This window comes from Pseudomonas sp. P9_2, from assembly GCF_034008255.1.
Lineage (GTDB): Bacteria > Pseudomonadota > Gammaproteobacteria > Pseudomonadales > Pseudomonadaceae > Aquipseudomonas > Aquipseudomonas synxantha_A.
This window is the reverse complement of sequence record NZ_CP125376.1, coordinates 5,299,260-5,312,902: the sequence shown is the minus strand read 5'-3', so window position 1 is coordinate 5,312,902 and position 13,643 is coordinate 5,299,260. Positions and strand designations below refer to the sequence as shown.

Below are 13,643 nucleotides of genomic sequence, written 5' to 3'. Positions count from 1 at the left end.
AGCGCTCCAGGGATGAACGAAATTGCGGCGTATTCTGTCAGAAAATTCGCAATTTCGTTCATTCTCCATGTCACACCTTGTCGGACTCTTCCTCAAGCCTGTCCATTTCAAACAAGCGCGCCAGTTCCGTACGGGCTTCCTGAGCGGTTTGCATGACTTTGGCTGCATCGTCGTACACTGCGTGTTGCGCGGCGAGCACTTGCTGGTCGTGGGTCTTGAAGCGGTTGATGCGCGCGTCGGCCTGAGCCTGGCTCAAACCAAGGCCGACCAGGGTGCGGCGGCTCATTTCCAGGCTGGAGTAGAAGGTTTCGCGCACCGGTGAAGCGTCCAGGTCCACCAAGCGGTGTACGTGCTGGCGGTTACGGGCACGGGCGATGATCTTCATGTGCGGGTAGAGGCTGCGCACCAGAGCGGCGGTCTTGATGTTGATCTCCGGATCGTCCATGGCAATGACGAAGAACTCCGCCTGATCGACCTTGGCCGCGTGGAGAATTTCCGGGCGCTGGGGGTCACCGTAGAACACCGGCATACCGCCAAAACTGCGGGTCAGCTCGATGGTTTCCACCGAGGTGTCGAGGGCGATAAACGAAATGTTCTGCGCCCGCAGGATCCGCGCCACAATCTGACCCATCCGCCCCATGCCGGCAATGACCACGCGGGGCGCGTCGCTTTCGATGGCGCGGTATTCCTCCGGCACTTCCACCGGCTTGACCTTGGGTTTGAACAGCTTCGGACACACCAGCAGCAACAGCGGAGTCAAGGCCATCGACAGGGTGATGGTCAGCACCAGCACATCGTAAAGGTGCGGTTCGAACAGGCCTTGGTCGCGGCCGATCTTGAACACCACGAAGGCGAATTCACCCCCGGCCGCCAGCACCACGCCGAGGCGCAAGGCGCTTTCGCGATTGAGGTCGCCGACCATGCGGCCAACGGCGTACAGCAGGGGCAGTTTCAACCCGATCAACAGCAGGGTCAGGCCGATCACCACCAGTGGCGTACTGAGCAGCAGGCTGAGGTTGGCGCCCATGCCCACGCTGATAAAGAACAGCCCCAGCAACAGGCCCTTGAAGGGTTCGATCTGGGATTCCAGTTCGTGGCGGTATTCCGAATCTGCCAGCAGCAGGCCGGCGAGGAACGCCCCCAGGGCCATGGACACGCCCACCAGTTCCATCAGCCAGGCGGTGCCGATCACCACCAGCAGCGCGGTCGCGGTGGACACTTCGCGCAGACCGGTCTTGGCGACGATGCGAAACACCGGACGCAACAGGTAGCGCCCGCCGATGATCACCACGGCGATGCTGCCCAGTACCTGCAAGCCATGGCGCAGGCCCTCGGCTTCGGTGGTTGGGTGGCTGCCGCCGGCCAGCAAGGGGACGAGGGCGATCAGCGGGATGGCTGCGATGTCCTGAAACAGCAGGATGGCGAAAGCCAGACGCCCGTGGGGCTGGTTGAGCTCCTTGCGCTCGGCCAGGCTTTGCAGGCCAAACGCGGTGGAGGACAGCGCCAGGCCCAGGCCCAGCACGATGGCGCTGTTCCATGGCTGGCCAAACAGCCACAGCGCCACCGCGCCCATGACCAACCCGGTGAGCAGCACCTGGGCCAGTCCGACACCGAACACGGCCTTGCGCATCACCCACAGGCGTTTGGGCGACAGCTCCAGGCCGATGATGAACAACAGCAGCACCACCCCCAATTCAGAGAACTGCGCCACGCTTTGCGGGTTGCCGATCAGGCCGAGTACCGACGGGCCGATGATCACACCGGCAAACAGATAGCCCAGCACCGCGCCCAATTGCAGGCGCTTGGCCAGGGGCACGGTGAGCACGGCAGCGAGCAGGAACACTACGGCCGCTTGTAACAGGTTGCCTTCATGGGGCATTGCGAACTCCATTGTTTACTTGGATCAACGGCTAACTATTGCTGTGGCGAGGGAGATAGGGCGCTATTAGAACGCTTTTTCACATTTTGAAACTTGTATTTTTGTCGCGACAGTCAATGGATGTTGGTTGTTACCCCATTCGTTCACGGGTTTTACGAAAGTATTAATACCATTTAATTCAATGACTTTTCCGTGGCTCTACTAACGTTTCGACAAACTGGATTGTTAGTCAACACGGTCAGGTATTTCGAATTCGATGCGTGTGGAAGGTTAAACCCGGGCTTTATACGCATTCATGGACGAAACGCTTGCACCACAAGGAGTAGAACGTGGATAGAAGACTTGCGACTGCCGCTGTACCTCGTATTTCTGCGCTTTCTCTTGCTATCCGCCTGGGCGTGGCCGGTTTGGTCATGGGCCTGGCAAGCCCGGATGTGTTCGCCGCCTGTACGCCGGCAAGTCCTGCAGCCGGCGCGACGGTGACCTGTACGGGCGTACCGTCATTGCCATTGTTCCTCAACACCTTCAGCAGCGCGGTCAACGACCTGACGGTCAACGTCAGCGCCGGAGCGCAACTCAATGCGACGCTGGGCGGCAAAGCGTTGACCCTGACCGGTAACAACGCCACGTTGAATAACTCCGGCACTATTGACCCGGCACTCCTGGGATTGGTTTCAGTGCTGAGCGGTGGCGTAGTGATCGGCAACACGGCAGCCAGCGCATTGAACATCACCAACACCGCCAGCGGCATCATGCGCGGCACCGGTGCGCTGCTCGGGCTCAACCTGGCTTCGCTCGATGGCATGGCCCTGAACGCCACCAACGGCGCAGGCGGCATCACCACCATCGTCAACAACGGCACCATCGGTTCTTCGTCCTTGCTCGGCTTGTCACTGTTCACATCCGACACCCCTGTGGTGGCGGTGCAAGGCGGCGGGCAAGTCAACATGACCAACAACGGCACCCTGACCGGGCGCGTGGCGTTCGAAAGCTCCACCGCTGGTAACACCTTCCTCAACACCGGGATAATCTCCGGCGGTGTGTCGATGGGGGCCGGCAGCACCAACACCTTCACCGCTGTCACCGGTTCGAGCGTAACGAACGGCGGCGGCATCGGCGCGAGCCTGGGCGGACTGCTCGGTGTGAACCTGACATTCGCGCCCACCGGCCAAGTGGACGGCGGGGCGCTGGGTAGCAATACCTTGATCCTGCAGAACACCACGGGTGTCGGCGGCGGTATTACGGGGGCTGGCACAGCGTCGAGCGCCAACTATGTCAACTTCAACAACCTGACCATCAACAGCGGCACCTGGACCCTGCAAGGACCTTTGGTCAGCGGTAGCACCACCCTCAATGGCGGCATTTCGCAGTTCAATAACAACACCACCTTCGGCACCGGTGTGTTGACCGCCAACGGCGGGACCATCGAGGCCACCGGCAATGGCTTGACCCTGTCCAATTTACTGACCCTGGGCACTGGCGGCTTGACGGTGCAGGGTGCCTCGACCGGGCTGACCCTCAGCGGTGTGCTCTCGGGCGCGGGCGGCTTGACCAAGGCCGGTACCGGGCAACTGATCCTCAGCGGCGCCAATACTTACACCGGTGCGACGAACCTGGCCGGCGGTTCGGTGCAACTGGGCAATAACCTGGCCTTGAGCAGCAGCGCAGTGACGGTCAGTGCAGCCACCACCTTGCAGGCCCCCGGTACTGTCAGCCTGGGTAATGCGCTGACCCTGAACGGCAACCTGACCACCGACGTCGCCGGCGCGCTGACCTTGGGCGGTGCGATTTCCGGCACCAGTGGGATCACCCACAGCGGTGCGGGCAGCTTGACCCTCAATGGCGTCAACAGTGGCTACAGCGGCACCACCAGCCTGGGCGCCGGCACACTGGTGCTGGGCAATAACACCGCATTAGGCAGCGGTGGCTTGAGTGTGACGGGTGCTGCGAACCTTGATGCTGGCGGTGCGTCGTTACTCACCAACAACGTGGCGCTGGGCGCCAACCTGACGCTGACCGGCACCAACCCGCTGACGCTGGGCGGGGTGATGTCCGGCGCCGGCAGCTTGATCAAAACCGGTGCGGGCCTGTTGACCTTGACCGGCAACAACACCCGCACCGGGATTACTGCGCTGAATGCCGGTGGGCTGGTGGTAGGTTCCGCTACCGCGTTGGGCTCCGGAGCATTAAATGCGGCGGCGGGCACGACCCTGGACGCCAGCACGGCCGTCACCTTGACCAACGCGGTCAACCTGGCGGGCAACCTGGGCATCGGCGGCACCGCCGATCTGACCCTGAGCGGTGGCATCAATGGTGCCGGTAGCCTGACCAAAACCGGCGCGGCCAACCTGATTCTCAGTGGCGCCAATGGCTTCCTGGGTGGCACCACCTTGAATGCGGGCACACTGACCGTCGGCAGCAACTCGGCGCTAGGCCTTGGCGACCTGACTGTCGGCGGCGCGGCGACTCTGGACAGCAGCGCCCCGGTTGCGCTGAGCAATGGCATTGTCCTCAATGCCGGGCTGACCGTTGGCGGCACCAATGCGCTGACCCTGGGCAATACAATCAGCGGCGCGGGCCCGCTGATCAAGGACGGCCTGGCCAATCTGACCCTCAACGGCACCAACACCTTCAGCGGCGGCGCCACCCTCAATGCCGGTACCTTGACCCTGGGCACAGCGGGCGCGCTGGGCAGTGGCGCCTTGACGGTCGGCGGCGCAGCCACCCTGGATAACAGCGCGGCCTTCGGGATCGGCAACAACATTGCACTGAATGCCGACTTGAGCCTCGCGGGCAATAACGACCTGGCCCTGAACGGCGTGATCAGCGGCGCGGGTGCGCTGATCAAAAATGGCCTGGCCGATCTGGCCCTGTCGGGCAGCAACACCTTCACTGGCGCCGTGGATATCCTGTCTGGCAGCGTCACGCTGTTGAGCGCCGATGCCCTGGCGGGCAGTTCCGGCGCCAACGTGGCAGCCGGTGCGGCGCTGAACCTGAATGTCGATTCCAGCCTGGCCGGCCTCAGCGGCACGGGCGACGTGGCGGTGGGCGGTGGTTTCAATCTCACCGTAGGCGGCCTGAGCACCAGCAGTACCTTTGACGGTAGCCTCAGTGGCGCGGGTGGCTTGATCAAGGTCGGCACCGGCACGCTGGACCTCACCGGGATCAACGGCATCAGTGGTAACACGGCGATCAACGCAGGCACCTTGAACCTCACCGGTTCCCTGGGCAGTGCGGTGGTTGACGTGAATAGCGGCGGCACGCTGACCGGCAGCGGTTCGCTGTTGGGTGCGGTGAATATCAACAACGGCGGGCACTTGGCCCTGGGTAGCGGGGCGACCTTATCCGCCGGCAGCTTGAACATGAGCGCCGGCGGCAATCTGGATGTGGCCCTCGGTGCACCTTCGCTGACTTCGTTGCTGAATGTCGGTGGCAATGTGAACCTGGCCGGTAACCTGAACGTCAGCGATGCCGGTGGTTTCGGTGCCGGTGTGTATCGGTTGATCAACTATACCGGCAGCCTGGCCGGCGCATTGAACGTCAACAGCGTGCCGTTGGGCTATGGCCTGGGTGACCTGTTGGTACAAACCTCGGTGGGCAGCCAGGTCAATCTGGTGGTGTCGGCACCGAACATCCGTTTCTGGGACGGCAGCAACACCGTGCCCAACGGCAGTGTTGACGGTGGCAGCGGCACCTGGACGGCGGGCGGCACCAACTGGACCTCGGCCGACGGCATTCTCAACCAGACCTGGGGCGGCGGTTTTGCGGTGTTCCAGGGCGCGGCGGGTACCGTCAGCGTGGAAGGTGCGCAGACCCTTACTGGCATGCAATTCGTCACCGATGGCTACAATCTGGTCAATGGCACCGGGGGGCAATTGAGCACCGGCAGTGGCAACTTCGCGGTGCGTGTCGACCCGCTGGCAACCGCGACCATTGGCGTCGATATCACCGGGGCAGGTGCCCTGAATAAACTCGATACCGGCACACTGGTACTCGGTGGCGCCAACAGCTACACCGGTGGCACCTTGCTCGATGGCGGTACGTTGGTGGTCGGCAGCAACACCGCGCTGGGCACTGGCGCCCTGACCGCTGCGGCGGGCACCACGCTGGACAGCAATACCGCGGCAGCGCTTGGCAATGACGTCACCCTCAACGGCGACCTGAACCTGGCGGGCAGCAACGCGTTGGCGCTCAACGGCGTGATTGGCGGCACGGGCGGCTTGATCAAAAATGGCGCGGCCACTGTGACCCTGGGTGGCAGCAATATCTTCCTTGGCCCGGTGGCCTTGAATGCGGGTGGTCTGGTGCTGGCGGCCAATAGCGCGTTGGGCGTTGGCGTGCTCAATGCGGCAGGCGGTACAACCCTGGATGCAAGCACTGCGCTGAGCGTCAACAATGCAATCAACCTGGCGGGCAATCTAGGCATCGGCGGCACCGCCGACCTGGCCCTGACGGGGGCGATCAATGGCGCCGGCAGCCTGACTAAAGACGGCGCTGCCAACCTCACCCTGACGGGTGCCAATGCCTTTCTCGGCGGCACCACACTGAACGCTGGTACGCTGACCCTGGGTAATGCGGCGGCGCTGGGGTTGGGCAATCTCACCGTCGGTGGCGCCGCAACCCTGGATAACAATGCAGCCTTGACCATCGGTAACAATGCCGTCTTGAACGCGGCGCTGACCGTGGCCGGCAGCAATGACTTGACCCTGGGTGGCCTGCTCAGTGGCACTGGCGAGCTGGTCAAGAACGGCGCCGCCGATCTGACGCTCAATGGCGTCAATACCTATCAAGGCGGTACCACCCTCAATGCGGGCACCTTGACCCTCGGTACGGCAGCGGCGCTGGGTACCGGTGCTTTGACGGTCGGCGGTGCGGCCACCTTGGCCAACAGCACACCGCTGGTGCTGGCCAACGCGGTCAACCTCAATGCAGGCCTGACAGTGGGTGGTCTCAATAACAACCTGACCCTCGCGGGTGTGCTGGCAGGCAGTGGTGACCTGATCAAAACCGGCACGGCTGATTTGAGCCTGACCGGCAACAACACCTTCAACGGCTTGTTCGATGTGCAATCGGGCAGCCTTACCACAGTGGGCAATGGGGCATTGGGTGTCGGTGCCGGCGTCAATCTGGCGGTCGGTACCTCCTTGAACCTGGGCGGTACCGCCAGCCTGGGCGCGCTCACCGGCACAGGGCTGGCGACAGTCGGGGCGGGCAGCACGTTGAGCGTTGGCGGTAATAACCTCGACAGCACGTTCGACGGCGTATTGGCCGGGCTCGGCAACTTTGCCAAGGACGGCACGGGCGCCCTGACCCTCGGTGGCCTCAGCGCGCTGACCGGCGATACGCTGGTCAATGGCGGCAGCCTACTCGTCAACGGCTCATTGGCCAGCGCCAATGTGAGCGTGGGCAGCGGCGCAACCCTGGGCGGTGTCGGTACCTTGCTGGGCAATGTGGTCATCGCCGATGGCGGCCACCTGGCGGTCAACTCGGGCGCTACCCTGACCACCGGCTCGTTGTTGCTCAATGCCAACTCCAACCTGGATGCCGGCCTTGGCGCGCCATCCACCGGCGGTACGGCGCTGGTACAGGTCAACGGCAACCTGACCCTGGACGGTACGCTCAACGTGAGTGATATCGGCGGCTTCGGCACCGGTATCTATCGCCTGATCGACTACACCGGCGGCCTGACCAACAACGGCCTGCAACTGGGCAGCCTGCCGGTGAATATCCCGGCCGCTGACCTGGACCTGCAAACAGCCATCGGCAACCAGGTCAACCTGTTGGTCAACGGCAGTACCAACGTGCAGTTCTGGGACGGCAGTCAAGTCACCGGCAACGGTACCATCGAAGGCGGCAGCGGCACCTGGAACACAGGCACCGGCGCCTGGACCGGCGTCAACGGCGCATTCAATACAACCTGGGCGCCGAACAGCTTTGCGGTATTCCAGGGCACAGCGGGCACCGTCACCGTTGACGGCGCGCAAGCTATCACTGGGTTGCAGTTCGTCACCGATGGCTACAACCTGGCGGGTGGCACGGCGGGGGCCTTGACCCTGTTCAATGGCACCGGCGGCACCACCGCCGTGCGGGTCGACCCTGGCGTCACCGCGACCCTGGGCGTCACGCTCAATGGCGGCGGTACCCTGGCCAAGCTGGACACCGGCACCCTGGTACTCAACGGGGCCAACAGCTACACCGGTGGCACCGCGCTCAATGGCGGCACGCTGGTGGTCGGCAATGACAGTGCCCTGGGCAGTGGCGTGTTGACCACCGCCAATGGCACCACTTTGGACAGCAACGCTGCGGTCAACCTGGCCAACAATGTGAACGTCAACGGTACGTTGACTGTTGGCGGCAGCAACGCCTTGACCCTGGCCGGCACCGTGGCAGGCACCGGCAGCCTGATCAAAAATGGCATCGCCAACCTGACCCTCAGTGGTAACAACACTTACGCCGGGCCAACCGCACTCAACGTCGGCGCCTTGATTCTGGGCTCCAATAGCGCACTGGGCAGTGGCGCGTTGAACGCGGCAGCCGGTACCAGCCTCGACAGCAGCACCGCGGTGGCTTTGGCCAATACCCTGAACCTGGCCGGTAATCTGGACATTCTGGGGACTGCCGACCTGAGCTTGAACGGTGTGGTCAGTGGTGCCGGCGGCCTGACCAAAACCGGTGCGGGCAACCTGACCCTTAATGGCGCCAATGCCTACCTCGGTGGCACCCAACTGAACGCGGGGTCGTTGACCCTGGGCAACGCATCGGCCCTGGGGAGCGGTGCTCTGGCAGTCAATGGCGTCGCGACTCTGGATACCAGCGCTGCACTGGCCCTGGCCAATAACACCAGCCTGAATGCTGCGCTGACAGTCGGCGGCAGCAATGATCTGAGCCTTGATGGCGTAGTCGATGGCAGCGGTTCCCTGACCAAGGCCGGCGGCGCCAACCTGACGCTCAACGGCGCCAACACCTACAGCGGTGGCACAACCCTCAATGCCGGTACGTTGACCTTGGGCAACGCCACAGCTCTGGGGTCGGGCGCCTTGACCGTCGGCGGTGCGGCGACCCTGGCCAACAGCACGCCGCTGGTGCTGGCCAACGCGGTCAATCTGAATGGCGACCTGACCGTCGCAGGCAGCAATAACCTGACCCTGGCCGGGGTACTGGCCGGCAATGCGGCGCTGATCAAAAATGGCGCGGCGGACCTGTTGCTCACTGGCAATAACAGTTTCAGCGGCCCGCTGACTGTGGCCGGCGGCAGCGTGACTACGTTGGGTAACGGCGCACTGGGCAGCACTTCCGGCGTTACTGTCGGCAGCGGCGCCAGCCTCAACCTGGGCGGCAATGCCAGCCTCAACACGCTGGCCGGCAACGGCGCGGTGCAGGTGGCGGGCGGTAGCACGCTGGCGGTGGGCGGCAGCAACCTGGACAACACCTTTGGCGGTTCGCTGGGCGGTACCGGCGGCCTGGATAAAAACGGCAGCGGTGTGCTCAACCTGAGCGGCACCAATGGCATCAGCGGCGCAGCCAACGTCAATGGCGGCACCTTGAATGTCACAGGCTCGCTGGCCAGTGCCACGGTGACGGTCAACAACGGCGCGACCCTGACCGGCAGCGGTGCTCTTGGTGGTGCCGTGACTGTCGCCGACGGCGGCCATATCGGCCTGAACACCGGCAGCACGCTGTCGGTGGGCTCGCTGGTGCTGGGCGGCAACTCCAATCTGGATGTCGGTCTAGGCACCCCAGTTGTGGGCGGCGGCACCGGGCTGCTGAATGTCGGCGGCGACCTGACCCTGGACGGCAACCTCAACGTCACCGATATCGGCGGCTTTGGCAGCGGCGTCTATAACCTCATCAACTACGGCGGGGCGCTTACCGACAACGGCCTGACCCTCGGCATACTGCCGGGCAGCGTGGTGCCGGGCGATCTGCAAGTGCAGACCGCCATCAGCAACAAGGTCAACCTGCTGGTGACTGCACCTAACACTACTGTGCAGTTCTGGGATGGCAATAACCTGATCGGCAACGCTGCCATCGACGGTGGTAACGGTACCTGGAGCGCCGGTAATACCAACTGGACCAATGTCGACGGCACGCTCAATCAAGGCTGGACCAATAGTTTCGCAGTGTTCCAGGGTGCAGCCGGCAATGTGACGGTGGACGGCACGCAAAACATCACCGGCATGCAGTTTGTCACCGATGGCTACAACCTGGCCTCCGGCACGGCGGGTGTGCTTAACCTGGTCAATGGCGGCACCGGCAACACCGCGGTGCGCGTCGATCCGAACGTGACCGCCACCCTGGGCGTCACGCTCAATGGTGCCGGTACCCTGGCCAAGCTCGACAGCGGCACCCTGGTGCTCAACGGCGCCAATGGCTACACCGGCGGCACTGCGCTCAATGGCGGCACCCTGGTGGTCGGCAACAACAGTGCCCTGGGCACCGGCGTACTGACTGCCGCGGCGGGCACCACCCTGGACAGCAACGCGGCAGTGAGCCTGGCCAATGCAGCGGTACTCAACGGCGCCCTGGCGATTGGCGGCAGCAACGCGCTGACCCTCAATGGTGACATCAGCGGCAGCGGCAGCCTGGTGAAAAACGGCGCTGCAACCTTGACCCTCAACGGCACCAACAGCTACAGCGGCGTCACCGGCCTCAACGCCGGTCAACTGGTGCTGGGCAATAACGCCGCACTGGGCAGCGGTGCCCTGACTGTCGGCGGCGCTGCGCAACTGGATGGTGGCACTGACCTGCAACTGGTCAATGCCGTCAACCTGGGCGGCCCGCTGACCCTGGCCGGCAGCCATGACCTGGCCCTCAACGGCGTCGTCAGCGGCACCGGCAGCCTGGTGAAAAACGGCAGCGGCGCCTTGCTGCTGGCGGGTGCCAACACCTACAGTGGCGGCACCACGCTCAACGGTGGCACCACCACCGGTAACACCAACAGCCTGCAAGGCGCCATCGCCAACAATGCGGCATTGACCTTTGAGCAAGCCACCGACGGCACCTACACCGGCAACCTCACCGGCACGGGCGTACTGAACAAAACCGGCACCGGCGCGTTGCTGCTGACCGGTAACAACACCTTTACCGGCACTACCAACGTCAACACCGGCAGCCTGTTGGTCAACGGCACCTTGAACAGCGCTGCGGTTCAAGTTGCCGGCGGCGCGACCCTGGGTGGCAGCGGCACCTTGGGCGGTGCGGTGAGCATGGCGGACGGTTCGATGCTCAAGGCGGGCTCGGCGTCCCCACTGTCGGTGGGCTCGCTGGCCTTGTCGTCGGGTACCACGCTGGACTTTGCCCTCGGCGCACCGGGTGCTTCGAGCACTGCGGTGAATGTCGCTGGCAACCTGACCCTGGACGGTACGCTCAACGTCAGCGATGCGGGCGGCTTCGGTCTGGGCGTGTATCAACTGTTCCGCTATGGCGGCAGCTTGGTCGATAACGGCCTTACCTTTGGCACCTTGCCCGTCGCCTTGGGCAACGTGAGCCTGCAAACCGCGCTGGCCAACCAGCTCAACCTGGTGGTGCAAAACGCGCCAGGGCAGATCCAGTTCTGGAACGGCGGCACCACCAACCCCGACGGCACCATCACCGGTGGCAGTGGCACCTGGGGCCCGGGCACCAACTGGACCGACCCCACCGGTACCCAAGGGCAGGCGTCCACCAACCAGTTCGCGGTATTTGGCGGGCAGGGCGGCACCGTGACGGTTGTCGGTAACCAAGGCTTTACCGGCCTGCAATTCCTTGACGCCGGTTACATCCTGACGGCCGGCGCTGGGGGCAGCTTGAGCCCGACCAATGCGGCGGATGGCAGCCTGGCTGCGGTGCGGGTCAACTCCGGCGTGACTGCCCAGATCGATGCACCGCTGGTGGGAACCGGTGGGATCAACAAGTTGGATTCCGGCACGTTGCTGCTGACCGGCGCCAATACCTACACCGGCGGCACTACGGTCAGTGGCGGTACGCTGGTGGGCAATACCACCAGCCTGCAAGGCAGCATCCTCGACAACGCCAGTCTGGTATTTGCCCAAAGCAGTAATGGCCAATTCAACGGCACCTTGAGCGGCACCGGTGCGGTGGTCAAGCAAGGCACCGGTGCGCTGTTGCTGACCGGCAACCAGCCGTTCAGCGGCACCGTCGCGGTGCAAGAGGGCGTGCTGCAGGTGGGTAATGCGGCCAACCCAGGCGCGGTGCTCGGTGGCCAGGTCACCGTGGCCAACGGTGCGGGCCTGACCGGCAACGGCAGTGTCGGTTCGCTGGTCAACAACGGCTCAGTGACGCCTGACGGCGGCAAGTTGACCGTGGCCGGCAACTTCACCAACGCCAGCACGGGCGCGCTGAATCTGGTGATTACCCCATCCACCACCGGCTCCCTGGCCGTGGGCGGCACTGCCAACCTGGGCGGCACCTTGAATGTGATCAACCTGGCACCGTATGCCGGCGCGACCACCTACACCCTGCTGACCGCGGGCGCGGTCAACGGCACCTTTGCCACCACCAACCTGGAGAACCTGGCGTTCCTGACTACTGCGTTGAACTACAGCCCAACCCAGGTGGCACTGGCGGTCAGCCGCAACAACGTCAGCTATGCCAGTGTGGCGGCTACCGCTAACCAGCGCGGCGTGGCGGCGGCCCTGGGCAGCGGCGCAGCCGTCGGTGGCGTGGCGGTACAGAACGCGTTGCTCAACGCTGATGTGGCCGGGGCGCGTGCAGCCTTCGACAGCTTGTCTGGCGAGATTCATGCCAGCACCGCCAGCGCGATGCTCGAAGATTCCCGTTACGTACGTGACGCGGTCAACGAGCGTATGCGCCAACCTGGTTGCTACCGCGAGGACGACCCACGCAATGCCCTGGCGCCGAGCGAAAACCACCTGAGCAGCGCCGGTTGCCACGGCGAGATGGTCGGTTGGATGCGCGTACTCGGCACCTGGGGCCATATGGGCGGTGACAGCAACACCGCCAAGCTGGATCGCAATCTCAGCGGCTTCCTGCTCGGCACCGACAAGCAAGTGGACGACGCCTGGCGCGTCGGTGTGGCCGCCGGCTACACCCGCAGTGATCTGGATGCCAAGCGCCGTAATTCCAGTGCCGATGTGGACAGCTACCACTTGATGGCTTACACCGCCTACCAGCAGGAAGCCTTCGCCGCACGCATGGGCGTGGCGTACAGCTGGCATGACATCGAAAGCAAACGCAACGTGGCGGTCGGCGGTGAGGGCCAACGCCTGAAAGCCGACTACAAGGCACGCAGTGCCCAGGTGTTCGGTGAGGTCGGCTACACCATCCAAACCGCCAGCGTTGCCCTGGAACCGTTCGCTGGCCTGGCCTACGTCAACTACGACAGCGATACGATCAAGGAGAAAGGCGGTTCGGCAGCCCTGCGTGGCGATGCCGACCAGAATATTACCTACTCGACCTTGGGCGTACGCATCGGCCAGACCTTTACCTTGGGCAACGGCTCGAAAATCACCCCACGGGGCAGCATCGGCTGGCGCCATGCCTTCGGCGATACCAAGCCTGACGCCGACCTGAGCTTCATCAATGGCGGTGGCTCGTTCAGCACCCAGGGCGTGCCGATTGCCAAGGACAGCGCGGTGGTGGAAGCGGGCCTGGACTACCAGATCAGCCAGAACGGCAAGCTGGGCCTGGGTTACTCGGGTCAACTCTCGCGCAACGACAAGGACCATGCAGTGACGGTGAGTTTCTCCCTCGGTTTTTGATCAAGGCCGAGTTTTTTCAACCGCCCGAAAGGGCGGTTTTTTTT

At 63.8% G+C, this 13,643-nt stretch carries 2 protein-coding genes; one reads left to right on the top strand and one right to left on the bottom strand.

Translation table 11 applies throughout. The features are described from left to right. Positions 1 to 70 precede the first annotated feature (70 nt). Complete coding sequence (locus QMK52_RS23380; protein WP_005787577.1) at positions 71 to 1,879, bottom strand: monovalent cation:proton antiporter-2 (CPA2) family protein; 1,809 nt, start codon at positions 1,877 to 1,879, stop codon at positions 71 to 73. Positions 1,880 to 2,208: 329 nt separating this feature from the next. Between QMK52_RS23380 and QMK52_RS23375 the strand changes: the two genes are divergently transcribed. Next, entirely contained in the window at positions 2,209 to 13,599 is an 11,391-nt protein-coding gene (locus QMK52_RS23375) for an autotransporter-associated beta strand repeat-containing protein (RefSeq protein ID WP_320403494.1), read from the top strand. Positions 13,600 to 13,643 lie beyond the last annotated feature (44 nt).